Origin of the sequence: Xanthomonas hortorum, from assembly GCF_040279205.1 — a bacterium.
GTDB classification, from domain to species: Bacteria; Pseudomonadota; Gammaproteobacteria; order Xanthomonadales; family Xanthomonadaceae; genus Xanthomonas; species Xanthomonas hortorum_F.
This window is the reverse complement of sequence record NZ_JBEOLS010000043.1, coordinates 19,339-44,951: the sequence shown is the minus strand read 5'-3', so window position 1 is coordinate 44,951 and position 25,613 is coordinate 19,339. Positions and strand designations below refer to the sequence as shown.

Below are 25,613 nucleotides of genomic sequence, written 5' to 3'. Positions count from 1 at the left end.
CCGTCGCGGGACCTTACGCGGCATGGATGCCGCGTAAGAGCCTACACGGACGTACTTGCGGCGTGTCCCGCGATGGTGGGCGGGCAAGGGCCCCGCAGCCAAGCCGCAGATCATCCGCTCCAAACCGACGCATCCGCACCGTTCGATGACCTCTCAAGACCACCGAGAGCGTGAGCCTCAGCGCAGTGTGATATTCCAAAGCGAACTGCTAGAAAGCGCGATGCCCTCACCACGAGCGGGACACGCCGTACATCCATCCCTGAGCTGAGCCATTCCGATTGCGGCTAGCGCTCAGCCCATCAATTCAAAACGCGCAGACATGCCTGCCGCTTCCGCAGAAGGCGCCACCCACACATCGAACACGCCGGGCTCCACGGTTGGCTGCAAGGCCTGGCCGATAAACAACAGATCCTCACGGCGCAGCACGAACTCCACCGCCACGCTGCCGCCTGCCGGTACCGCAACCTTGCGAAAATCCTTCAGCTCGCGCACCGGGCGGCTGATGCTGGCGCTGCGGTCGCGGATGTAGAGCTGCGCCACTTCTTCCGCATCGCGCGTGCCGCGGTTGTAGATGCGCGCGCTGATGCGCAGGCTGCCTGTGGCCGTCATCCGCGTATCGCTCAAGCGCAGCTCGCCGTATTCGATGCGGCCATAGGTCAACCCGTGGCCGAAGGAGAACAGTGCGGTGTTGGGCACCGTTCGGTAGTGCGTTTTATACGGCTCCAGCACATCCGGTTGCGGATTGGGGCGGCCGCTGGAGGTGTGTGCGTAGAAGTAGGGCGCCTGGCCTGTCGCGTGCGGAAAACTCACCGGCAAGCGGCCCGATGGCGCACGCGTACCAAACAGGACGTCGGCCACTGCAGCGCTCGCCTCCGAACCCAGGAACCAGCTGACCAGGATCGACGCGCATGCGAGCACCGGCCCTTCCAGCGCGAGTGCACGGCCGGTGCTCAGCAGCACCACGACTGGCGTACCGGTGGCGATCACGGCCGCCAGCAATTGCTGCTGTACTGCGGGAATGCTGATCTCGGTGCGCGACTGTGCCTCGCCCGAATAGCTCAAGGGCTCACCGATTGCCAGCAGCGCCACATCGGCATTGCCAGCGGCTGCCACTGCCGCCTGCACCCCGCCCGGCAACGCTTGATCGAAGCCGCAACCGTCCTCCACGCGCAGTGCAGCGGGATCGTCCAGCGCGCCCGACATTGCAGCGGCCAGCGTGTTGCGGTTGTCCTCTTCATCGAACAGGCTCCACGGCCCGGCGTGATTGAGCCAATCGCGCGCCATTGGCCCGATCAGCGCAATGCGCTGGCCGCTGCGTCGCAATGGCAACAGCTCGCCGTCGTTCTTCAGCAACACCACCGATTTGCATGCGGCTTCCCGCGCCAACGCCAGGGTCTCGGCGCGGCGCTGACGCGACTGCGCGAGCCTGGGCCGGATGCGCCGGAACGGATCGTCGAACAGCCCCAACGCCGCCTTGAACGTCAGCACGCGGCGCACCGAGGCATCCAGCCGTGCCATCGGCACCTCGCCTGCGGCAACCAGGGCAGGCAGGTAGCGCAGATACAGGCCGCTTTCCATGCTGATGTCCACCCCGGCCATGAAGGCCAGCCTGGCTGCCTCGCGGTCGTCGGCTGCAACGCCGTGCGCAACCAGTTCCTGGTCGGCGCTGAAGTCGGACACGACCAAGCCCGGGTAGTTCCACTCCTGCCGCAGCACGCCATCCAGCAACCACGTGTTGGCCGTTGCCGGAATGCCCGACAGTTCGTTGAATGCCGCCATGGTCGTGACCGCGCCGGCAGCGAAAGCGGCCTGAAACGGCTGGAAATAGACCTCGCGCAGCGTCCGCTCGGAGACATCCACACGGTTGTAATCCAGACCGCCTTCGGCCGCGCCGTAGGCGGCGAAATGCTTGGGACAGGCTGCCATCGCATCAGGATTCGCCAATCCCGCATCGCCCTGGAAGCCGCGCACCCGCGCCTGTGCGAACAGCCGCGCCAGCAGCACGTCTTCGCCAGCGCCCTCGACGCCACGGCCCCAGCGTGCATCGCGGGCGATGTCCACCATCGGCGCGAAGGTCCAGTCCAGACCCACCGCACTGGCCTCCATGGCCGCTGCGCGCGCCGTGCGCCGTGCCAGGTCTGGCTCGAAGCTGGCCGCTTCGGCCAACGGCACGGGGAAGACGGTGGTATAGCCATGGATCACATCGGCGGCGAACAGCAACGGAATGCGCAGCCGGCTTTGCAGCGCTGCCTTCTGCAGTTGCTGGTGCCAGCGCACGTTGGAGCCATTGAAGACCCCGGTCAGCCGCCCGGCCCGGGCCGCAGCCAGCTGATCGTCCCCATCGGCAGAGCGTGCAAGCGGGTTGGCGACGATCGCCTTGCCATCCTGCTGCGCCGAGCTGAACAGGCTGAGCTGGCCGGCTTTTTCTTCCACGCTCATGCGCGCGAGCAGGCCTAGCGCGGCTGCGCCACCCAGCAGCTGGCGCCGCGTCGTGCGTGGAGACATGTGAGGATTCTTGGGTGGCAGTGTGTGTGCACGCTACAGGATGGGCGACGCAGGTAACCAGACTGCTTTCGCTTTCCGCGCGCTTACAACGCTGAGGCCTGCAGATCGATCACAAACCGGTAATGCACGTCGTTGTCGTGCACGCGCGCGAAGGCATCGTTGATGTCCTGCATGCGGATCAACTCGATGTCGGCCACGATGGCGTGCTGCTGGCAGAACGCCAGCATCGCCTGGGTGTCGGCGGTGCCGCCGGTGCCGGAGCTGGTGATCTTGCGGCGGCCCATGGCAAGCATCACCGGGCGGAAATCTAGCTGGTCGGGCAGGCCGAGCGTGCACAAGGTGCCGTCCAGGTTCAGGGCCTTGAGCATGTCGTTCATCGGATAGCTGCGCGAGACGGTGTCCAGGATGAAATCGAAGCGGAAGGCTTGTGCCTGCATCTGCTCGGCGTCGGTGGACAGCACCACGTCGTGCGCGCCCAGACGCTGCGCTTCGGCGGCTTTCTTCGGCGAGGTGGTGAAGGCCACCACGTGCGCGCCCATCGCACGTGCGAACTTGATGCCTAAATGACCAAGCCCGCCGATGCCGACCACGCCCACGGTGTGGCCGGGGCCGATGCCGTACCGATGCAGCGGCGCAAAGCAGGTGATGCCGGCGCACAACAACGGCGCGGCAGCGGCCGGGTCCAGTCCATCGGGTAGCGGATAGACGAAGCGCGCATCGGACACATAGAACTCCGAATAGCCGCCGCGGGTACGGCTGCCATCCACGCGGTCCAGCCCGTCGAAGGTCAGCGTGGGGAACTCGCGGCAATACACTTCATCGTGCGCTTCGCAAGGCGGGCACTGCCGGCAGGAGTCGACGATGGTGCCGATCATCACCTGTTGCCCGAGCGCAAAACCTTCGACGTCCGCGCCCAGTTCGATCACCTCGCCGACGATCTCGTGGCCGGGCACCAGCGGGTACTCGCTGGCCCAGTGGTTCACCGAATGCAGGTCGGAGTGGCAGACGCCGCAGAACAACACCTTGATTGCGACATCGTTGGGGCGCACCGCGCGGCGTTCGAACTGCCAGGGCACCATGGCGCCTTCTTTTTCGAGGGCGGCATAGGCGCGGGTAGGGCGGGCTTGGCTAGCGGACTGGGCGTGGGGTGAGGTCATGGTGGCTGGTGTGCTTTACAATCCGTGGAACGTGTAAGGTTTACCTATTTACAAATAATGTCAAGTGTAAAGTCGTCGAAGGCAGTGTCTGCGCCTGCCGCTTCCCCGGTTGCAACCAAGGAAGACCGCGTCATGGACATGGCGCTGCAGCTGTTTCTGCGTCATGGCTATCGCAAGGTGAGCATGAGCGATATCGCGCAGGCCACGCAGATGTCACGGCCATCGCTGTATGCCGCATTCGCCAACAAGGAGGCGATCTTCGCGGCGCAAGTGGCGCGCCAACGTGCGTTCTGCATGGGCGAAACCGCACAGCGCGTGCGTGCCACGCAGGATCTGCAGACCCAGTTGCGGCATCTGTTCGACATCTGGGTGCTGGAGCCGGTGGCGGCAGTGATCGGTTCGGAAAACGGCATGGATCTGGTGGCCAACTGCGGGGTGTATGCGCCCGATGCGCTGGACGCTCTCTATCAGCAGATGGAAACCACGCTGGTGCAGTTGCTGAGCCCGCATGTGCGCGACGACAGCGCCATGTCTGCTGCCGATATCGCCTACATCCTGCGCCTGGCCACGACCAGCTTGAAGGCCTCGGCCGACAACGAGGCGGTGCTGCGGCGGTTGGTCGCCGGGTTGATCACCATGGCATTGGCCACCGTGGGGGCGACACGCGATGCGTCGCTAGCCGCCACCGCTGCACCGACCAACAAGAAAAAATCCGCACGCCGTTGACGGCTCGCCAGGCTGGGCGCCACGCTTTAGCGCGGTAGCTCCCCGCACCACCGTGGCGGCCAACTTGGCGCATGCGTGCCAATGCGTGGCGTGGAGGCTCAGCGGGCCTTGCAGAACAACGACAGGTCCACCGACGCGGCCATGCGTTGATACCCGGCATCGTTGGGATGCAGGAAATCGCGGGTCAGCGCGGCGGGTAGCCACTCCGGCCTGGCCGGGTCGCGCAACGCGGCGTCGAAGTCGATCACCGCATCGAATGCCTGCCCATCGCGGATGAAGCCGTTGAGCGTCTGGCGTGTGGCCGCGGCCACCGGCTCGTAGCGATCGGAGTTGCCGAACGGCGTCAGCGTGGCGCCGATCACGGCGATGCCGTGTTGCTGCAGCCGGGTCACGATCTGGCGATACCCCAGCACCATGTCGGCGGCATTGCGGCCGGCAATCGCATCCGGCGGACCGCTGTGGCGGATGTCGTTGATGCCTTCGAACAAGATCACCTGGTCCACGCCGGGCAGCGCCAGCACGTCGCGATCCAGCCGCGCCAGCGCGCTGGGGCTGCGGCCGTCGTCGAGCAGCTTGTTGCCGCTGATGCCGGCGTTGAGCACCACCACGCTGCCGGGGCAACGCTGCTCCAGCCGCCTGGCCAGCAGGGCCGGCCAATCGCCATTGGCGCCGCGCGTGGCGGTGGCGCCTTCGGTGATCGAATCGCCCAGCGCCACCACCACCGTCTGGCGGGGATGCGGCGGTTGGACGTAAAGGGCGGAAATGACGTTCTGGCGATACGCCAACGCCTTGCTGTCCGGCACCTCGGCCTGGCCCTTGACCACCCGCAATGCCGTACGGCGTACCGCCGGGCGTGCCGGCGTGGGGAAATACAGGCTGACCGCCACCTCGCCTAGTGCCGGTGCGCGTAACGGCACCGGGTCGCTGAGCAGCACGCCACCGGGCGGCACGGTGACGCTGGCGCGTCCATCGAAGCGCAGCGGTTGCGCGTCCCCGGCGCCGCCGAGCAGGCGCGCGGTGCCCGCACCGATCGTCAGCGGTGCGGTGCCCAGCTCGTTGCTGATGCGAACGCGCAAGGCCATTGCCGCACTGCCCAGGCGCATGTCCTGGCGCACCGTTTCATCGGCAAATTGCAGCGGCGTGTCGGCACCGCCGTCGAGCCGGTCCGGCGTCGCCGAGGCGATCCAGGCCGGCACCCAGCGTGGTGCCGGGTGCGCAGCGGCCGGGCCCGCCAGCAAGACGCCCAGTGTCGCAGTCATCATCCATCGCCAGGCCATGCGCAAGACTCCTTTGTCGATCAGGAAAAGAACACGCCGCCGTTGACGTCCAGGTTGGCGCCATTGATGAAGCTGGCCGCATCCGATGCCAGGTACAGCGCCGCATCGGCGGCTTCGTCCGGGCGGCCTTCGCGTCGCAGCGGGGTGGCATTGGCGACGAAGGCCCGCACTTCCGGCTTGGTGAAGTCGTCATGGAAGCGGGTGGCGATCATGCCGCAGCACAATGCGTTGACGCGGATGCCGCGCGGGCCCAGTTCCTTGGCCATCGCACGCGAGAAGGTCATCACCGCCGCCTTGGCGGTGGCGTAGATGGCTGCGCCCGGTCCGCCGCCATCGCGCCCGGCAAGCGAGGCGAAATTGACGATGGCGCCGCCTTCGCGCATATGCGGCGCCACCGCCTGGGTGGTCAGGTAGACCGATTTGAGGTTGAGGTCCATCACCTGATGGAAGAAGGCCTCGTCGATGTCGGCCAGTGGCTTGCGCGCCAGCATGCCGCCGGCCACGTTGATCAGCACGTCGATGTGCTGGCCGAATGCGGTGCGGGTGGCGGTCAGCAGGCCGGCCACGGCGGTGGCGTCGGTGACGTCGGCGCGGTGCAGGATGCCCTGGCCGCCGGCGGCCTGCAGCTGCGTCAGGGTGTCGCGCGCGCTGGCGTCGTCGTTGGCGTAGTTGATGCAGACCTTGGCGCCGGCCGCAGCCAGCTTGAGCGAGATGGCGCGGCCGATATCGCGGCCACCGCCGGTGACGATGGCGACCTTGTCGTGGAAGTGCATGCGGGTGTGTCCTGTTGGTGTGGGGAAAGCGGAGAAGGCAGCGGGCACGGTCAGGTGCCCGGCGCGTCGAGTCGGTGGATGCGGCCGGTGACCAGCCACAGCGCAGCCAGCGAGGCCGGCACCAGCGCGGCAACCAGAATGAACATCGGTGCGTACGAGGTCGCGGTCATGACCGGGACCAGCCAGGTGGTGATCAGGGTGCCGGCCACTGCGGCCATGCCGCCGATCCCGGCCAGCGAGCCGACCGATTTGCCGGCGAACAGATCGCCCGGCAGGGTCTGGATATTGCCGATGGCGATCTGGAAGCCGAACAGCACGGCGGCAATCGTCAGCACCGCCATGCGCGGGTCGGCTGCCTGCACGGCGCCGAGCAGCGCCGGCGCCATGATGGCCCCGCCCAGGGTGATGGTCCATTTGCGTGCGCGGTCCACGCTCCAGCCGGCCGCGATCAGGCGCCCGGACAGCCAGCCGCCGCACAGGCTGCCCAGCATCGCGCCGACGAACGGCACCCAGGCGAATGCGCCGATCTGCTTGATGTCGAAGTGGAAGGTCTCGGCCAGGTAGATCGGCAGCCACGACACGAACAGCCACCAGATCGGGTCCAGGAAGAACCGCGCCAGCACGATCCCCCAGCTTTGCCGGTGCGACATCAGCTGGCGCAGCGTGGGCAGGTAGGCCGGCGGCGGCGCGCTGCCGGCGTCGGGCGCATCCAGGATCAACGCACGCTCGGCCGCGTTGACCCAGGGATGCCGGTCCGGCCCGGCGCGGTAGATCACCAGCCACGGCAGCAACCACAGCATGCCGAGCACGCCGATCAGCACGAACGTGCCCTTCCAGCCGAACGACAGGAACAGCAGCGCGATCAGTGGCGCCGAGACGATCGCGCCGATGGAGGCGCCGGCATTGAAGATGCCCTGTGCCAACGCACGCTCGCGCGCGGGAAACCACTCCGCATTGGCCTTGACCGCGCCCGGCCAGGCGCCGGCTTCGCTGATGCCCAGCAGCGCGCGCACCACCGAGAACGCCATGATGGAGTGGGTGACCGCATGCAGCGCGATGGAGATCGACCACACCGCGATGGACAGGGCAAAGCCGAGCCGGGTGCCGATGATGTCGAACAGCCGCCCGAACACGAACTGCCCGGCGGCATAGAACAGCATGAAGATGGTGACCAGCAGCGCGTAGTCTTCCTTGGTGGCGCCGATGTCGCGCGAGATCGCCGGCCACATCACCGCCAGCGCATTGCGGTCGATGTAGTTGATCACCGTGGCCACCGCGATCAGCGCCACGATCAGCCAGCGCACCGCCGAGCGCTTGCCTGCGGGGCGCATGCGGGCGGTGCTCATTGCGCACCTGCAGTGCGATCGAAGCGCGCGTAGCCGCCGCGCCAGCTGTAGCGCTGACCGGCGGCCTGCACCAGGTGGCTGCGTTGTGCATCGGCGTCGTCGGCCACCGCCAGCGCGATGCGCTGGCCGCCGACCAGGGTGAGCACGATCACCTCGGCATCGTCGCCGCGCACGCGCTCGATGGCGCGGATGCGGCTGTTGGCGCCATGCACGTATTCGGCGGTGCCGTTGTATTCGCCATGTGGTTCGAGCACGCCGAAGAAGCTGACATTGGCCTGCCCATCGACGCGCTGGATCAGCGCCGGTTCGCGGCGCAGGTTGAAGTTGGGGTCGTTGGCTCCGCTCTCCACCAGCAGTGCACGCGCCGGCGCGCTGCTGCCGAAGCGGTAGCTGTGGAAGCGGCCGGCGAGCAGCCAGCTCAGGCTGCGCGTGTCGGTGCCCGCATCGCTGGAGGCGTCCACCCACAGGTGCTGATAGCCGTTGGCCTTGCCCAGCACCGGACGTTGCGTCAGTGCGCGCTCTGCCTTGAAGCCGACCTGCATGATCTGCCCGTTGAAGTGCAGCGGCAGGTCGTAACGTGCCGGAGCACTGGCGTTGACGCGCAGCAGGTCGACCACCACCGGCAGGCGCAGCTGCGGGTGCGACAGCAGCGCCTGGGTGCGGGTGAAGCTGACCCCGTCGTAGGCCTGCTGCATGCGCGCCGACACGATCTGGGTGTCGGCAGTGCTGGCGAACAGCAGCTGCGTCGGCGCGTGTTGCTCGCCCACCTTCCAGTCGCCGTTGAAGTGGCTGGTCTCGTTCACCACCAGCGTGTTGTGTGCAACGGTCTGCTTGGCCCAGCTGCCGTTTTCCGGCAGATAGATGCCGCCGGCCTTGGCTTCCACATTCAAGAAACGCGCCGCGCCGTAGTCGGTGACCACGCGCTGGCCGTTGTCGTAGAACAGCCAGTTCAACTTGTCGAAGTGGCCGTGGCCCATGCCTTGCGAAGTGTTCTTCATCACCAGCGTCTGGCCGTCTTCGCCGCCGCTGCGCAGGATCGCCAGCGCGCCCTGGTCGCCCTGTGCGCCATCGCGCAGCAACACGCTGCCGAAGGCGAACGGTTGGGCGCGGTCCTGCGCGAGCGCGCTGGCCACGGCCAGGCCTTCGGGGGTAAGCAGCACGCGGCGCTGGCGTTGCGCGATGGACAGCAGCTGCGCATCGTGGGTCTGCGCATAGGCGATGCCGATGCCGGCCACCAGTTCTTCGGTGTCCAGGCCCTTGTCGAGGATGGCGTCGTTGATCGGGAAGAAATAGCCGCCGTAGCTGCTCTGCACCAGGCTATTTACGGCCTTGAGCAGCACGCCGTCGCGGCGCTGGAAGATGCGCTGCTGCGGCTGGTTGCGCTCGATCGCATTGGCAAACAGCACGAACGGCGCCAGGGCATAGCGTTGGTAGTACGGGCCTTCGGCGTAGTAGCCGTCCGGCGAGAACAGCTGGTCCACCTGCGCCAGGAAGCCGGCCTTGCCATCGCGCCTGCTGCCGCGCAGTGCCTTGTCCACCAACGCCTGATCGCGCAGCACATAGCCGGTCATGCCGACTGCGGCCACCGCCCAGGTGGCGTGGTTGTGGATCTTGTCGAAGTTGTCGGCGCTTTCGTCGCACAGGAAGTGCGCCATGCGCGCGAACACATCGCGGTCGATGGTGGCGCGGTCCTGCGCGCTGAGCGTGTCGCGGATGGCGTCGTAGCCCTGGCTTGCGTAGACCAGCCACACCGAGTCGTTCAAGGACTGCCAGAACAGGCGCCCCGGCACCTGGCCGCGCCCGGCGGGGTGTGCGCCCAGCGTGGGATACAGGCGTGCGTAGGCCAGCAGCACGTCGCGCGCATAGTCGGCATAGGCGCGATCGCCGGTGAGCCGGTACAGCGCGCCGGCCGCCTGGATGGTCTGGTAGTTACGTTTGTGCTGCTCGTGGCTGGCGCCGCCGCCGGGATCCCTGGGCACCGGCACGTCCACGCCTGCCTTCATCGCTGCGCGCACGCTGGCTTCTGCGCGTGCCTGTTCGCGGGCGAACAGCGGCAGTTTGGCGCCAGCGCTGGCCATGTCGCGCCATTGCTGGGCGCTCACCAGCACCGGCGCGGCATCGGTCGCGCGCTGTTGCGGCTGCGCTGCTTGTTCGGCCGCGGGTAACGGGGCGGCGCTGCAGGGCAGGGCGCTGCCGGCGCCGACCAGGACCAGCAGCAACAGGCGGGTGGAACGGGTCATAGCAGGGGCTCCGCTGCGTCGGCGTGCAAGGCCGGGGTGCCGACGAACTGGTTGCCGCTGGCGATGAGGTGGGGCGTGCCGGTGGTGTGCTGCGCCAGGATCGCGGCGCTGTCGACGAAGCGGTTATTGCGCAGCGCAATGCGCTGCACGCCGTGCAGGCGCAGCGACGCACCTGCGTCGAGGCCGACCTGCGTGAAGTGCGAGTCGCTCAGCTGCAGCACCGGGCCGAAGGTGCTTTCATCGCGGCCGCCGCGGTACAGGTCCAGCACCGGCCCGGCGACGCGGTGGAACTGCGACTGCCGCACCGTCACCTGTTCGACGTTGTAGGTGCCACGGTCGTCGGTTTCGGCGCGCGCGGACAGCACCCGGCCGGAGACGTCTTCGACCAGCAGCCGGTCCAGCAGGATGTGGTCGGCCAGGCTGCCCTTGCCGAGTGCGATCACATCGAAGCCGGGGTGCGCGTCCAGATGATGCAGATGCGTGTCGCGCAGCGTGAGCTGGTACTGCGCCACGGCGGTGCCGGGCATTGTGCGGATCACCGCATTGCCCGGCTGCGCGGGTGCGGCGCGGCCATCGATCTCGAGCCGGGCCAGGTTGAGCGAGCCGCCGGGCGCGATCTGGAACAGCGCCGGTTGCGAAAAGCGGATCCGTGCGCGGCCGCGTGGCGGGCCTTCCAGCGTCAGTGGGCGGTCCACGTCGAGAATGTCATCGACCTGGTAGCGCCCAGCGTCCAGTTGCAGGCGATCGCCGGGGCCGGCCTGCGCCACGGCGTCGCTCAGGCTGGCCGGGCCCGGTCGCACGCGCGTGCGACGGCCGCTGTCGGTCACCGCTTGCGGCGCCTGCTTGGGGTACCAGCTCACGCCCACCTGCGCGCGCGCGATGTAGCTCAGCGCCGGGTCGGCGCCGACGCCGTTGGCGTTGTCGGCGACCAGCAAGCCGGTGCTGGCGCGGGTCATCGTCACCTGGCGGCTGTTGACGCCGCCGGGCAGGCGGGTGGAGGCCAGCGGGCTTTGCAGGTTGCTGGCAAACGCAATGCCGGAGAGATCGCCCAGCACGCGCACCGGGTCGCTGGCGGCGACGATCAGGTTGCCGGCAAAGCGGCTGTTGATCGGTGCGGCGGTGCGCTCGGCATCCATGCCGGCGCCCAAGAACAGCTGGTTGACGGTCACGAAGGTGTTGCGCTCGATGCGCGCCTGGTCCACCTGCACGTAGCGGTTGGCGGGCGAGTTGGGCACCCCGTACATGATGCTCAGTGCCGACGAATAGCCATCGCCGGCCAGGTTTTCCAGATAGTTGTGGCGCACGGTCTGCTTGCGGTTGATCACGCGGATGCCGCCGGTGTCGGCCTTGCCATCGCCGAAGAACACATTGCGCTCGACCAGGTTGCCATCGCCATGCCGCAGCACCAGCGCGCCGCGCGATTGCTTGAATACATTGCCACGGTAGGTGTTGCCGCCGGACTTGTTGGAGACCACCTCCACCTCGCCGTCGCAGCCTTCGAACCAGTTGTTGTCCACCACCGAGTTGGAGGCGCTGTCGGCATCGCTGCTGGTGCCGATGCGTAGCGTCTCGCCGCCATTGGCGCCCAGGTTGGGGCGTGGCCCGAACCAGTTGTGGTCGATGCGATGGCGATTGTCCAGGCCCTGGGTGGCGTCGCGCACCACCACCAGGGTGGGGCCGGCATTGGTCTTGCCGACCAGCTGGTTGTGGTCGAAGCGGTTGTCGCTGTCGTACAGGGCCACCCAGTTGTCCGAATCGCTGCGGGTGGGCTTGCTGAAGCCGTCCACCACCACCCCGGTGATGCGGCTGTGGCGCGCGCGTTCCTTGCTGGAGATGCGGTACGACAGCACCGCATCGCCCGGGCTGTGGCCGTCGCGGAATACCAGGTTGGACACCACCAGGTAGGTGCCGGCCATGCGCAGGTCGGAGGTGCCGCTGATGATCACCTTGCCGGGCGTTTGCGCGGTGAGGGTGATCGGCTGCTCGGCAGTGCCTTGCCCGCGCAGCACGATGGCGAAATCCCGCCACTGCCCATCGGCCAGCACGATGCGATCGCCGGCACGCAGCGCGGCCGCCGCCACGGCGTACTCGCTCTGGTCGTGCACCAGGTACGCGGTGGCCTTGGCCGAGCCGATCCAGGCAGGCGCACACAGCAGCAACAGGCAGGCAAGGGAGACGGGGGGTCGCATCGGGATGCTCCTGGACGCTGGCGCGTCGGTGATGGTCGAGGGTAACAGTGCAGACTGGATCGTCAACCAAAATCATAGTCCAGTTGCTCGCTATTGAAGCGCGTGGAACGCCAGATGTCATGCTGCGTGCGCACAAAATATTTCGCGAAATTGGCCTAATCAGGTGGCTCGTTAGGTAAATCGTGGAAATGATTGACTTGGCGTTTATCCGCGTTGAATCTCCGCATTGCTCGATTTCGGGCATCCTTTGGGAGGAGGAATTGTGCGGTATTTAAAAATAGTCCAATCATCTAGACCAATTAGCCGTAATGTCTTGGCTCAGGCGCTGCTGGGCGCCCTTGCACTGGCGAGTGCACAAGCGGCCGCCCAGCAGACCGATGCTGCCCAGGCGCCGCCGCAGCAAGCACCCACCACGCTGGACCAGGTCAAGGTCACTGGCATCCGCAGCTCGATCCAGTCGTCCATCGACAGCAAGCGCGAGCAGACGGTGGTGGCCGACGTGCTGTCGGCCGAGGACATCGGCGATCTGCCGGCGCTGTCGATCGGCGAGGCGATCGAGACCATCACCGGTGCGGCCACGCACCGCGAAAAAGGCGGCGCCTCGGAGATTTCCATCCGTGGCCTGGGGCCGTTCCTGGGCTCGGCCACCTTCAACGGGCGCGAGGCCAGCAACGGCAGCGGCGACCGCTCGGTGAACTTCAACCAGTTCCCCTCCGAACTCATCAACACCGTGGCGATCTACAAGACCCAGCGCGCCGACTTCGTCGAAGGCGGCATCGCCGGCACGGTCAACATGCAGACCGTGCGGCCGCTGGAATTCGGCAAGCGCCGCGTGCAGCTGGACGGGCGCGCGACCTATGCCGATGGCGACAGCAAGTTGCGCAACGCCGATGGCGTGGGTTGGCGGGGCACCGTCAGCTACCTGGACCAGTTCGACCTGCGCGGAGCCGGCAAGCTGGGGGTTTCGCTCGGCCTGCAGCGGTTGGAGGGCACCAACCCGGAAGAAGTGATGAGCAGCAGTTCCACCTGGACGGCCTGCAACGCCAATGAAGTGGTGGGCGCCAGCCGCAACTGCACCGCCGTGACCCCGGCACAGGTGCAGGCGGGCACGCCGTACTACCTGGCGCCCGGCAGCCGCGTGTACCGCCAGATCAGCGAACACGATCAACGCGACGCGGCCTTCGCCGCGCTGCAATGGCGGCCGTTCGACGGCCTGGAGGTGGCACTGGATTACCAGGACTCGCAGCGCACCGTGACCGAAGACCGCGCCGAGCTCAATTTCTCCGAGACCTTGCGCAACCTCAACAACCGCCAGGTGGGCGACAACGGCGCCTTGCTCGGCCACACCGGCAGCAGCACGGTGGAATCCTCCACCGATTACAAAGTGCGCGACGAGCAGTACCGCGGTGGCGGGCTACGCGTGGAATGGCGCCCGAACGCGGCCTGGATGCTGTCCACCGACCTGTCGTATTCGCGCACCGAGCGCAGCGAGATCGACCGCCTGATGCGGCTGCGCTCCAATGCCACCGACATCAACGGCAACCGCGTGCCCGGGATCAACGGGCAACGCGTGGACTACACCTATACCTATGCCGGCGATGTGCCGGGGATCGTGGTCGATCCCGCGTTCGACCTGAACAACCCGGACAATTTCAGCGCCGCCGCACGCGCGCGCCGCGACGAGTTGCGCCGCGAGCACACCATCCGGGCCTGGCGTTTCGATGGCGCCTTCACCCCGGAAAGCGGGCTGCTCACCTCCATCAAGGGCGGCGTGCGCCTGTCCGAAGCGACCTACCGCGACCTGGACGACCGCGTCGAGCACAATGTCACCGATGCGGCCACGATCCGCGCCGCCAACCTGGCCTGCCGGCAACCGTTCCCGCAGGAGGATTTCCTCTCCAGCGCCAGCGGCAACACCATCCAGCAGTGGGCCACCTTCGACAGCCGCTGTCTGTTTAGCGCCATCACTGGCGTGGACGACACCGGTCGCAATGCCGACCCGCGCGGCACCGCCGACGCCGACGTGGAAGAAAAGACCCGCGCGCTGTATGTAATGGGCGAATTCGCCAGCGCGCTGTTCGGGCTGCCGCTGGACGGCAACCTGGGCGTGCGCTGGGTGCGCACCGACGTGAGCTCGGTGGGATTGCGCGGCGAGCTGGACGTGGTCGACAACCCCGACGGCACCATCCAGCTGGTGGAAACCGGGCGCTTCGCCGCGCAGACGGTGCGCGCGTCCAACCGCGTGTTCCTGCCCAGCTTCAACGCCAACATCGGCCTCACCGAGCAGACCCAGCTGCGCTTCGGGCTGTACCGGGCCATGGCGCGCCCGGATCTGGTGGCGCTGTCTGCCGGGCGCACCTTCATCCTGGAGCCGGGGACCGAATTCACTACCGTCGGCGAGGCGATCGGCAGCATCACCGCCACCGGCAACCCGCGCACGCAGCCGCTGCTGTCGTCCAATGCGGACGTGTCGCTGGAGTGGTATCCCAATGCCGACTCCCTTCTCAGCGCCGCGGTGTATTACAAGCAGTTCACCGGTGGCGCGGTGCCCACGGTGGTGGACGAGCGCTTCGTCATCGACGGCACCGCGGTGGTGGTGCCGGTGGTGCAGGACGTCACCACCCGGCAAAAGAGCGATCTCACCGGGCTGGAGCTGACCGGCACCCACCGCTTCTCCTACCTGCCGGCGCCGTTCGACGGCCTGGGCGTCAAGCTGAGCTACAACTACGCCGATTCCAACTACAAGACCCAGGATCTGCGCCTGGGCGACCAGGTCGACCCGGCAACCGGCCTGGTGAGCAGCGGCATCGCCGCGCCGGCCAATATCTTCGGCCTGTCGCGGCACGTGTTCTCCGGCCAGCTGTATTACGCCATTGGCGCGGTTGACCTGCAGGCCATCTACAAGTACCGCTCCGAGTATTTCCAGAAGTTCGTCGGCGCCCCGGCGCAGAACCGCTACGTGCGCGACAGCGGCACCCTGGACCTGCGTGCCAGCTACCGCTTCAATGCGCAGCTGTCGGTGTCGCTGGAGGCGTCCAACCTGACCAACGAGCCGCGGATCTCCGACATGCCGGTGCCCGGCAGCTTCCGTGAGTACAACACTTACGGGCGACGCTATTATTTGGGGGTGCGCTACCGGTTCTAGCGTCGCCCACCGGCACGGCTTCCGCCGCGCCACCTGTCCGGCACCCGTGTGCCGGGCCGATCACCCTGAGGGTTTGAGTCGCCGATGTCCGAAAACCGCCTGTACCACTCCGTTGCCGCCAAGATCCGCGCACTGATCGATACGGGCGAGTTCCCGGTCGGCTCGCGCTTGCCGGGCGAGCGCGAGTTGGCCGAGCGCTTCGGCGTCAGCCGCGTGACCGTGCGCGAGGCCGAGATCGCGCTGGAGGCGCAGGGCCGCATCGTGATCAAGATCGGCTCGGGCGTGTACGTCAAACCACGCCTGGCCTCGGACGAGGGCGCATTGCCGGATGTCAGCGCGTTCGAGCTGACTGCCGCGCGCGCGGTGATCGAGGCGGAGGCGGCCGCATTGGCCGCCAGCCACATCACCGATGCGGAGCTGGATGAATTGAACGGCATGATCCAGGCGCTGTCCGCACCGGGGCTCAGCGATGCGGCCGCTGCCGACTACGACCGCGCCTTCCATCTGGCGATCGCGCGGATTAGCGGCAACCCGGTGGTGGCGCACTGCGTGCAGCTGATCTGGCGCATGCGCAACGAATTGCCGCGCGTGCGCGAGGTATATGCGCGGGTCTGCCACGACGACGGCGCCACCCGCGTGGACGAACACACCGCCATCCTGCAGGCCCTGCAGCAACGCGACCCGGTGGCGGCACGCACGGCCATGCGCAACCACTTCCAGCGCCTGTTCGAATCCATGCTGGAAGCGACCGAGAACGATGCACTGGCGGAGATCCGCCGGCGCACCCAGCAGGACCGTGCGCACTTCATGGCGGCCACACGCACCTGAGTGCGTGTGATGGTTTGTTGGACGCGCTGCGTCGGCCGCCAGCGGCACTTTCGTGCCGCTGACGCTTGATCCTCCGTAAGACACGTACTCCAATCAGCTAGACGCGCCGTCTGCCCTGGTTCGGCACCACCGACACGCGGCTGATCTGAGTGTCGCGGCAGCGGTCGCCACGGACGCTGCAGCGACAACACGGTGCAGGCGCGTCCGCCGTCAGGCAGATGGCTCCACCCGATACGGCACGCGCCTGCAGTGCAGTGGCCTCAGTCCGCCATCACCTTGTCCGGCGTCATCGGGGTGCTGCGGATGCGCTTGCCGGTAGCATGGAAGATCGCATTGCAGATCGCCGCCGAAACACCGACCAGGCCGATTTCGCCCACGCCTTTTGCGCCCAGGCTGCTGACGATGCGGTCGTCCTCGTCGGCGAAGATCACATCGATGTCGTGGATGTCGGCATTGGCAGAGACGTGATACATCGCAAAATCGTGATTCATGAAACGGCCGAAACGGTGATCGGACTGGGTGTGCTCATGCAATGCCTGGCCAATGCCCCAGACCACGCCGCCCACAATCTGGCTGCGCGCGGTGATGGGGTTGAGAATGCGCCCGGCTGCAACCGCGCTGACCACGCGGGTCACCCGCACCGTGCCCAGCTCTTCGTCAACGCGCACCTCCACGAATACCGCACCATGGGTGGCGCGGGTGTAGTTGCGTTGCTTGAGCACATTGGGCAGCAGCAGGAACTTGTCTTCGATCTGTTCCAGCTGAGCGGCACGCAACAGCTCGGTCAAGGCGATGGTGGTACCGGCATCGGCGCGCAATGCCAGCGTGCCATCGGCGAAGACCACCTCGTCCAGCTTGGCCTTGGTAAAGCGCGAATTCGGTAACGCCTGCGCCAGCCGCAGCAGCCGCGCACGCAGTTTCCCGCATGCACCATCCACCGCCGAACCCACGGTGGTCACATGCGACGAGCCGCCTTCGATCGGTGCGACCGGCAGTGTGGAATCGCCGAGTTGAAAGGTGACCTGCTCCAGCGGCAAGCCCAGCGCTTCGGCGGCGATCATCGCCATCACCGTGTAGGTGCCGGTGCCGATATCGCTGGCCGCACTGCTGACCACCAGCCGCCCATCGGCATGCAACACCGCATGGGCGCGCGCAAACATCTGCATTGCATCCCATTGGCCGGTAGCCATGCCCCAACCGACCCATTCGTTGCCTTCCTTGCGCGCGCGCGGCTGCAACGGACGCTGCGCCCAACCGAAGCGCTCGGCACCTTGCTGGTAACACGCGCGCAGCGCCTTGCTGGAAAAAGGCTTGTCGTCGGCCGGATTGACCTCGGCGTAATTCTTCAGGCGCAGCGCCAGCGGATCCATGCCCAGCTCATAGGACAGCTCGTCCATCGCCACTTCCAGCGCATGCACGCCGTGCGCGGCGCCGGGTGCACGCATGTCCATCGGGCTGAACTGGTCCAGACTCACCAGGTTGTAGCCCAGATGCACGTTGTCGCAGGCGTACAACTGCCCGCTCCAGTTGACCACCACTTCGACGTAATCTTCGATGCGTGAGGTTTCGGCAATGGCTTCGTGCCAGATCGCACGCAAGGTGCCGTCACGGTCTGCACCGAGCTTGAGCCGCTGCAATGTCTCCGGGCGATGGCCGAAGGTGAACATCTGTTGCCGCGTCAGCACCACGCGCACCGAGCGGTCCAGCAGGATCGAGGCCATCACCGCAAGCGGCAATTGATACTGCGGGCGCAGCCCGGAGCCGAACGCACCGCCCACGTAGGGATTGCGCACGGTGACCTTGCGCTTGCTCAAACCGAACACATGCGAGACATACCAACGGCTGTTCTGCGAGCCCTGGGTCTTGTCGTAAATGGTGAAGTGGCCATCGTCCTCGCGGATCACGGTGGAGGCGAACAACTCCATCGGATTGTGGTGCTCCACGCCGCTGTAATAGTCGGCTTTGACCTGGACAGCGGCATTGACGAACGCGGTGTCTGGTTCGCCCTTGTCCTTGGGCGGCGGCGAGAAACCGGCCTTCATGGCCTTGGGTTTGTGCGCACGGTCCAGATTGGTCATCAGGTTGGTTTCGTGCGGGTCCTGCAGCAGCTTCACTTCCACCAGATGCGCCGCGTGGCGCGCCGCTTCGAAGGTTTCGGCAACCACCAGAGCGATCGGCTGGCCGCTGTACAGGATCTTGTTGTCGTACAAGGGGCGGAACGGCGAACCGGCAGGTGCGGTCATGTCCTTGTAGAACAGGTCCATGCCGCGCATATGCGGGCGGTTTTCATGGGTGACGATTTCCAGCACGCCGGGCACTGCACGCGCGGCGGCGAGATGGAAGGCGACGATCTCGCCCTTGGCAATGCTGCTGTTGACCACCACGCCATAAGCCAGATCCGGCACCGGCCATTCGGCGGCATAGCGCGCCTGGCCGGTGACCTTGGCACGCCCGTCGATGCGGGTGACGCCGGTGCCGGTGGGGCGATAGCCGGTGCCGCTGTCGGCAACCGGTGGGGTCAGGTCGCTGTTGGATAGATCGGTGCTGCGTGCGTTCATGGCGATTCCTCCAGCGCGCTGGTTCGCCCGCGGTTGTCGATGGTGCCCTGCGGGCGACGTCCAATGCACGCACGATCGCCCGGCGGGCCAGCGGCAATTTGAAGGCGTTTTCGCCTTGGGATTGCGCGCCTTGCAGCAACGCATCGGCCAGGCTGCCGAAACTCTCTGCCGTGGCCGGCTTGCCCACCAGCTGTGCTTCGGCCTCGGGATTGCGCCAGGGCTTGTGCGCCACGCCGCCCAGTGCAACGCGCACCTCGCGGATGCTGCCGTCTTCTGCCAACTCCAGCGCTGCGGCCACCGAGACCAGCGCGAAGGCATACGACAGGCGCTCGCGAATTTTCAGATAGGCACTGTGCGCGGCGAAGCGCTGCGCATCGGGCAGATCGATGTGCACGATCAGCTCGTCCGGCGCCAGGGTGCTGTCCAGCTCCGGGTGATCGCCCGGCAAACGATGGAACTGCGCAAAGGGAATATCGCGTTCGCCATTGGGGCCTTGCACATGCACGACTGCATCCAGCGCCGCCAATGCCGTGCACATATCCGAGGGATGCGTGGCGATGCAGTGCGCACTGGCGCCCAGGATGGCGTGATATTTGGTCAGCCCGCCGATGGCCGAGCATCCCGTGCCTGGCTCGCGCTTGTTGCAGGGCGTGGCATGGTCGTAGAAGTACACGCAGCGCGTGCGCTGCAACAGGTTGCCGCCATTGCTGGCCATATTGCGGATCTGCGGCGAGGCACCGGCCAGAATCGCGGCGCTCAGCAAGGGGTAGCGTGTTTCCACCTCCGGGTGATAAGCGGTGTCGGCATTGCGCGCAAGCGCGCCCAAGCGCAGTCCGCCATCTGGCTGCGTGCTGATGCTGTCCAGCGGCAGCCGGTTGATATCGACCAGGCGGCTGGGCCGCATCACTTGCAGCTTCATCAGGTCGGTGAGATTGGTGCCGCCGGCGATCAGACGCACGGGGGCTTCGGCAGGCACCGGCTGTGGGTCGCTGCCGCGCACTGCAAGTGCAGTGAGCGCCGCATCGACGTTGTCCGGGCGCGTGTAGGTAAGCGGAATCATGCCGGCACCGTCCCTGGCGTCCACGGTGTGGTGGCGCTCTCGCTGCTGTCGCTGGGTTTGCCCAAGACCTCCATCACCGCATCGGTGATCTGCGGATAGGCACCGCAACGGCAGAGATTGCCGCTCATCAATTCGCGCACCTGATCGCGGTCATGCGCCTTGCCTTCGTTGATCAGGCCGATAGCCGAACACAATTGCCCAGGCGTGCAATAGCCGCACTGGAAGGCATCGTTTTCGATGAATGCGCGCTGCAACGGATGCAGTTGTTCGCCATCGGCCAGGCCTTCGACCGTGGTGATGTCGGCGCCGTCCTGCATGACCGCAAGCGTGAGGCAGCTATTGATGCGGCGACCATCCACCAGCACGGTGCACGCGCCGCACTGGCCGTGGTCGCAGCCTTTTTTGGTGCCGGTGAGATCGAGCCGGTCGCGTAACAGGTCGAGCAGGCTCACCCAGGCTTCGAGCTGTAATTGGTAGGGCTGACCGTTGATGCGCAGGTTGACCGGATAGGTCGGCGCAGCGGGAGTGGCGGTGGCCGGCGCCAGATGAGTGGCAGTGGCGGGCGTGGCATTCATGCGAACCCCGTGGCGATGGCTGAGAGGAGGACCATCACCTTGATGCCTGTGCGGTCAAGGTGTGGTGTAGGGACGTGATGCATCTTTCACGTGTGTGTGACGTCGGAGCACTCGCATGCGTGCCGCGCATGACGCCGCTTGTGTGGATGACAGGCGTGGTTGGAGCTGCGTTGCACATCGGCGCGTCAACCGAGCAAGCGACATCGCGAGCAAGAGCTGCGTTGAGCGAGCGCGACGGTGATGGTGGCCGCCAGCGTGGTCACACCGTTGATGTCGCCCGTAGCAGCGCTCGGCCATGATGTGCATCCAGCGCATCAGACCATGCGCATGACCATCGGCGATGCATGCGCAGGCGCAATGGCGCCTGCTGCGCGTCATCGTGGTGTCACCTGCATTGGCCAGGCTAGCCGGCCCAGCGCAAGGGGAGCGCCCACTCATGAAAGCCAACGCCGCCCGCGCGTGGACGCAGGTGTTCACCCAGCATGGATCGGTGCTGCGTGGCTTTTTCGTGCGCCGTGGTGCCAAAGAAGAGGCCGAGGATCTGGTGCAGGAGACCTATCTACGCCTGTTGCGTGCGCATCAGGATCAGGGTGAGGCGATCGCCAATCCCGAGGCCTATCTGTATACGGTGGCGCTGAACTTGGCGCGCGAGCAGGCCGTGCGACGTAAACAGGCGCCGCTGCGCATCGAAGAGATGGAGCAGTTTTCGCAGGTGTTGGCCGCAGGCGACGATGTGGAAGACGCCGCGCACCGGCAGCAGCGCCAGCAACGCTTGCAGGCTTTGCTGGCAACATTGCCGGAGCGCACCTGTGCGGTCCTGGTGATGCAGTATCGCGATGGGCTGAGCTACAAGCAGATCGCCGAACGCATGGGGGTGTCTGCGCATATGGTCAAGAAACATGTGGTACGTGGGTTGTCGGCGTGCAGACGTGCAGTGGCCGACAGCGGAGAAAGCTGGTGAGCAAATCTGCATTGCCAAGCCGCAGCGCTGTTGCTGAGGCCGCGCATTGGCATGCGCTGCAACGCATGCAGGCGCTGGATGCGGGGCAACAGGCCAGCTTTCTGCAATGGCTGACGGCATCGCCGCTGCATGTGCGCGAATACATGGCCGTGCTGCGCGTGTCTGGCGAACTGGGCGATGCGTTGCGCGGCATGGAGTTGGACGTGGATGCTCTGCTCGACGCCGACCGGTGCAAGAGCACTGATGCAGTGGCGCCGAACGTGATCGCGCTGCCGTTGCCGCTACGATTGACGTCGCAACATGCGGCCCAGTCGCGCCGCGCCGCAGCCCAACGCAGTGCGCGCGTGCACCGCTGGAGCATGGGGCTTGCCGCAGCACTCTGCGGGGTGGCAGTGCTGACTGGCTGGGCCTGGCCGCGCACGCAAACCTACGCCACCGTGCACGGTGAGCAGCGCAGCGTGCAATTGGCCGATCGCAGCGTGGTGCATCTGAATGCGCAAAGCAGCGTGCGCGCGACCATGACGCCGTGGAGTCGTCACCTGCAGCTGTTGCGCGGCCAGGCCAGCTTTGTGGTCGCACCGGACCGGCGCCCCTTGCAAGTGCACGCAGGCCATCTGCGTGTGGAGGATATCGGCACCACCTTCGACATTGCCTTGTATCAGCGTCAGGCACGCATCGAGGTGGCCGAGGGCCGTGTACACGTGTGGCACGAACAGCGTGCTGGGCAACCGATGCTCGCCAATCTGGGGGCAGGGCAGAGCGCGCGTATCGACGATGCGACTGGCCGGGTCGAACTCGCCAGCGAAGAGGTGGCCACGATGCATGCCTGGCGGCAGCGGCGCATCGTGTTCCGCGACGCGCCGCTTGCCACGGTGGCCGAAGACTTCAATCGGCTCAATCGCACGCGCTTGTTGATCGACGACGCTGCCGCCGGTGCGTTGCGGCTCACCGGCAATCTGCGTGGCGACGATATCGCCTCGCTGCGCGCCTTCCTTGATGGCCAGCCGAACCTGCGCGTGGTCAGCGCGCCGGGAATTCTGCATGTGCACAGCCGGCCTGCACAGGGCGCGCTTGCGCGATAGCCGTGGTGCCAAGTGACGTCTCGATGCGTGCATCGCCTGCGCGCGCTCAGCGCTCGCACCTCCCGCAGGTGTCACAGAAAATTCATCAAAAAACGGTGCCCGATCGTCGCTGTCGATCCTCGTAGTCCGGGTACAACGCAGCATTCCCGCCTCGTGTGAGGTGCTGCGCATTGCTTCCTCCCCTACTGGATTCCACGATGCGCCGTACGTTGTTTCTTTCGATCGCTCTCGCCCTTCATGCCGGTACTGCCGGCGCCCAGGCGGCACCTGCCACCATCGCGGTCGATGCGATTCCTGCCCAGCCACTGGCACGCGCGCTCAATGCGCTCTCGCGTCAGACCGGGCTGCAGTTTGTCTATGCCGCAGGCGTGGCCGGCAACCCGCAGACCCGCGCCACCACTGCCGGCATTGCACCGGAACAGGCCTTGCAGCAATTGCTCGATGGCACCGGCCTGCGTTACCGCTATCTCAATGCGACCACGGTGACGATTGAAACCGCCGAGCCAGCACCCGGCATGCCGCAGGCGGTGCCTGCAATAGCCGCAATCGCAACGACCGCAACGGCGCCAGTGCCGCGCGCAGACGCACCGGTGCAGGAGCTGGACAGCATCCAGGTGCTCGGCAGTTACGCCGGCAGCCTCAGCGCCGCATTGCGGCAGAAGCGTTACGCCGACAGCGTGGTGGATGTGATCGCCGCTGAAGACATCGGCAAGCTGCCGGCGCAGAACGTGGCCGAAGCGCTGCAGCGCGTGCCCGGTGTGTCGATCGTGCGCGACCGCGGCGAAGGGGTGTACGTGCGTGTGCGCGGCCTGGGCCCGAACTTCCAGGTCACCACGCTCAACGGCCAGACCATGGCGGTCAACGAAAACGTGCGCACTTCCGGTCAGACAGGTCGCCAGTTCCGTTACGACACATTGCCGGCCGAACTGGTCTCCGGGCTGGATGTGATCAAGAGTCCCACCGCCGATCTGGACGAAGGTGCGATCGGCGGCATCATCAACGTGCGCACGTTCCGCCCGTTGGAACTGGGCAAGACGCTGACCAACGTATCGCTGGAATCGAGCCAGGCGCAGCGCACCCAGGCCAATGATCCGCGCGCCTCCGGCCTGTTCAATTGGGTCAATGCCGAAGGCACCTTCGGCATGCTGGTTTCCGGTGCGTATGCACAACGCAGCTTGCGCCAGGACCGCGTCAACGAGGTTAGCTGGGACTACTACCGCAACGGTGTGCCGGGCGTGCCCGGTGCCACTTACGTGCCGACCGGCCTGCGCCCGACGCTGGAACTGGAAGAGCGCGAGCGCACCGGCGTGGCGGCCTCGCTGCAGTGGAAGCCGAGCGCGCAATGGGAAACCAACCTGGATCTGCTCTATGCCAAGCAGACCGTGCATTACGACGAATACAGCATGGGCGTGGGTTTCGACAGCCTGGCCAAGCTGAGCAATCTGCGCGTGGAAAACGGCGGCATCACCGGTTTCGATTATCGCAACGGCCAGGTGCAGATCTCGCGCGAGACCTCCGGCATTACCGACGACAACCGCAGTGCGCGCCTGTCCAGCACCTGGAGCGGCGACCAATGGACGCTGGGCGCGGTGGCGTTCCACTCGCAGGCGCACAGCTACGATTCGGACCCGATCCGGCGCACCCGGCTGCGCAGCGGTACCAACCTGTCGATGCGCGTGGACATGCCGCAAGCCGACGGCGACAACGTGCCCGATTGGAGCTTCACCAACGGCTTTGATCCAACCAACCCGGCCACCGTCGCAGGGCGCCGGCTGGAATGGCGCGAGATCGACGCACGCGACAAGGAAGACGCGCTGCAGTTCGATGCCAAGCGTGCGCTCGAGGGCAACTTCTTCCGCGACTTCAAGGTGGGCGCCAAGTATCGCCGGCGCTCGCGCACTTACGACCGTGCCGACCTGCTGCTCAACAGCATCGCCGGCGTGCGTTTTCCAGGCAGCAATTTCACCGCATTGCCGGTGAGCGACATGCTGGCCGATGCCAACGGCAACATGCCGCGGCAATGGCTGGCGCCGATCGAATCCACGTTCTGGGGCAACTGGCCGACCAGCGCCGATCTCAGCAATACCCCCAATAGCGCCGACCTGCAGAATTCCTATGAGGTGCAGGAAAAGATCGCCTCGGCCTACGCGATGACCAACTTCGGCACCGAACTGGCCGGCCGCGAGCTGCGCGGCAATCTCGGTGCGCGCGTGGTGCGCACCGAACAGGCCACCGATGGCCATGCCGATGTCAACGGCAGTGCGCAACCGGTGCACCTCGAGCGCAGTTACACCAATGTGCTGCCCTCGTTCAATGCAGCCTGGGACGTGCGCGAGGACATGGTGTTGCGCAGCTCCGCAGCCAAGGTGATCACGCGCCCGGATCTCACCGACCTGTCGTCCAAGCTCACCTTCAATTCCAGTGGCGAACGCTTCACCGCCAGTGGCGGCAATCCTGCGTTGCAGCCATTCGAGGCATGGCAGTACGACCTGACCTTCGAGTGGTACATCGATGGCACCTCGGCACTGACCGGTGGCCTGTTCTACAAGGATATTTCCAGCTTTATCCAGACCCAGATGTCCAATCTGGTCTATGAAGGCCAGACCTATCTGCTGTCGTCCAAGACCAACGGCAGCAAGGCGATGGTGCAGGGTGCGGAAGTGGCGTATCAGCAGGTCTTTACCGGCTTGCCGTCGCCGCTGGACGGTCTGGGTATGCAGCTCAACTACACCTGGACCGACAGCAAGGCGACCTATCACGACGGCACCAGCAGCTTCACCGACAGCCTGGAAGGTGTAGCCAAGAACACCTACAACGCCGTGCTGTTCTACGAAAAGGGGCCGTTGATGGCGCGCGTCAGCTACAGCTGGAGCGACGACATTCTCAACGCGGTCGGCACCGCCAATGTGGCCACGCTCAACAGCGACCAGTTCGGCAGCCTGGATGCCAATGTGGCCTACAAGGTCAACGACACGCTGTCGGTGTTCGTCAATGCGATCAACCTCACCGGCGAAGTGCAGCGCCAGTTCGTCGGCGATCACTTGTTCGGCGGCTATACCGACTACGGCCGCACCTGGTCGGTGGGGTTGCGCGCGCGTTTTTGAGGATGGCCGGGACCGGCTGAAGAGCAGTCGTCAGCTGGCTGCGGACGGTGCGCTTGTGGTCCGAGCGTAGGAGCGGTGCATGCCGCT

At 66.2% G+C, this 25,613-nt stretch carries 15 protein-coding genes and 1 pseudogene; 6 read left to right on the top strand and 10 right to left on the bottom strand.

Annotated features, from left to right (window positions below; all coding sequences use genetic code 11):
• Positions 1-291: 291 nt before the first annotated feature.
• Complete coding sequence (locus ABS769_RS15820; RefSeq protein ID WP_317062231.1) at positions 292-2,505, bottom strand: glycoside hydrolase family 3 N-terminal domain-containing protein; 2,214 nt, start codon at positions 2,503-2,505, stop codon at positions 292-294.
• Positions 2,506-2,588: 83 nt separating this feature from the next.
• Positions 2,589-3,662: an NAD(P)-dependent alcohol dehydrogenase gene (locus tag ABS769_RS15815; RefSeq protein ID WP_115036529.1), complete on the bottom strand. Its 1,074-nt coding sequence runs from the start codon at positions 3,660-3,662 to the stop codon at positions 2,589-2,591.
• Positions 3,663-3,794: 132 nt separating this feature from the next.
• On the opposite strand from ABS769_RS15815, the gene ABS769_RS15810 reads away from it, so the two are divergent.
• Positions 3,795-4,388, top strand: a complete 594-nt coding sequence (locus tag ABS769_RS15810; protein ID WP_317062230.1) for a TetR/AcrR family transcriptional regulator — start codon at positions 3,795-3,797, stop codon at positions 4,386-4,388.
• Positions 4,389-4,486: 98 nt separating this feature from the next.
• On the opposite strand, the gene ABS769_RS15805 is transcribed toward ABS769_RS15810, so the two are convergent.
• The 5 genes from ABS769_RS15805 to ABS769_RS15785 are packed head-to-tail and all read right to left on the bottom strand — an operon-like array spanning position 4,487 to position 12,213.
• On the bottom strand, positions 4,487-5,665 hold the full coding sequence (locus ABS769_RS15805) for an SGNH/GDSL hydrolase family protein (RefSeq protein WP_317062229.1): 1,179 nt from the start codon (positions 5,663-5,665) through the stop codon (positions 4,487-4,489).
• Positions 5,666-5,685: 20 nt separating this feature from the next.
• Positions 5,686-6,438: an SDR family NAD(P)-dependent oxidoreductase gene (locus tag ABS769_RS15800; protein WP_317062228.1), complete on the bottom strand. Its 753-nt coding sequence runs from the start codon at positions 6,436-6,438 to the stop codon at positions 5,686-5,688.
• Between the two features lie 50 nt (positions 6,439-6,488).
• Positions 6,489-7,784, bottom strand: a complete 1,296-nt coding sequence (locus tag ABS769_RS15795) for an MFS transporter (RefSeq protein WP_317062227.1) — start codon at positions 7,782-7,784, stop codon at positions 6,489-6,491.
• On the bottom strand, positions 7,781-10,024 hold the full coding sequence (locus ABS769_RS15790) for an oligoalginate lyase (protein WP_317062226.1): 2,244 nt from the start codon (positions 10,022-10,024) through the stop codon (positions 7,781-7,783). Before ABS769_RS15790 ends, ABS769_RS15795 begins: the two co-directional genes overlap by 4 nt.
• Entirely contained in the window at positions 10,021-12,213 is a 2,193-nt protein-coding gene (locus ABS769_RS15785; RefSeq protein WP_350498199.1) for a polysaccharide lyase 6 family protein, read from the bottom strand. The genes ABS769_RS15790 and ABS769_RS15785 overlap by 4 nt, the downstream gene beginning before the upstream one ends.
• Positions 12,214-12,526: 313 nt before the next feature.
• Here ABS769_RS15785 and ABS769_RS15780 point away from each other — a divergent pair, with 313 nt between their 5' ends.
• Together ABS769_RS15780 and ABS769_RS15775 are read left to right on the top strand one after the other, a co-directional pair.
• The gene (locus tag ABS769_RS15780; protein WP_317062224.1) at positions 12,527-15,358 is read left to right on the top strand and encodes a TonB-dependent receptor; all 2,832 of its coding nucleotides are present in this window, start codon (positions 12,527-12,529) and stop codon (positions 15,356-15,358) included.
• Between the two features lie 84 nt (positions 15,359-15,442).
• Positions 15,443-16,186, top strand: coding sequence for a FadR/GntR family transcriptional regulator (locus tag ABS769_RS15775; protein WP_039514993.1), 744 nt, complete (start codon positions 15,443-15,445; stop codon positions 16,184-16,186).
• Positions 16,187-16,446: 260 nt separating this feature from the next.
• Here the strand turns inward: ABS769_RS15775 and ABS769_RS15770 are convergent, their stop codons facing one another.
• The 3 genes and pseudogenes from ABS769_RS15770 to ABS769_RS15760 form a co-directional block, all read right to left on the bottom strand.
• The gene (locus ABS769_RS15770; RefSeq protein WP_317062223.1) at positions 16,447-18,744 is read right to left on the bottom strand and encodes a xanthine dehydrogenase family protein molybdopterin-binding subunit; all 2,298 of its coding nucleotides are present in this window, start codon (positions 18,742-18,744) and stop codon (positions 16,447-16,449) included.
• Positions 18,741-19,828 (bottom strand): annotated as a pseudogene (locus ABS769_RS15765) (FAD binding domain-containing protein). The gene ABS769_RS15770 and the pseudogene ABS769_RS15765 overlap by 4 nt, the downstream one beginning before the upstream one ends.
• On the bottom strand, positions 19,801-20,379 hold the full coding sequence (locus ABS769_RS15760; RefSeq protein ID WP_317062222.1) for a (2Fe-2S)-binding protein: 579 nt from the start codon (positions 20,377-20,379) through the stop codon (positions 19,801-19,803). The pseudogene ABS769_RS15765 and the gene ABS769_RS15760 overlap by 28 nt, the downstream one beginning before the upstream one ends.
• Before the next feature lie 436 nt (positions 20,380-20,815).
• Between ABS769_RS15760 and ABS769_RS15755 the strand changes: the two genes are divergently transcribed.
• The 3 genes from ABS769_RS15755 to ABS769_RS15745 all read left to right on the top strand — a co-directional run bounded on the left by ABS769_RS15755 (position 20,816) and on the right by ABS769_RS15745 (position 25,526).
• Positions 20,816-21,340, top strand: coding sequence for an RNA polymerase sigma factor (locus ABS769_RS15755; RefSeq protein WP_023903059.1), 525 nt, complete (start codon positions 20,816-20,818; stop codon positions 21,338-21,340).
• Positions 21,337-22,422: a FecR family protein gene (locus ABS769_RS15750; RefSeq protein WP_345785024.1), complete on the top strand. Its 1,086-nt coding sequence runs from the start codon at positions 21,337-21,339 to the stop codon at positions 22,420-22,422. The genes ABS769_RS15755 and ABS769_RS15750 overlap by 4 nt, the downstream gene beginning before the upstream one ends.
• 197 nt (positions 22,423-22,619) lie before the next feature.
• Complete coding sequence (locus ABS769_RS15745) at positions 22,620-25,526, top strand: TonB-dependent receptor (protein ID WP_317062221.1); 2,907 nt, start codon at positions 22,620-22,622, stop codon at positions 25,524-25,526.
• Positions 25,527-25,613 lie beyond the last annotated feature (87 nt).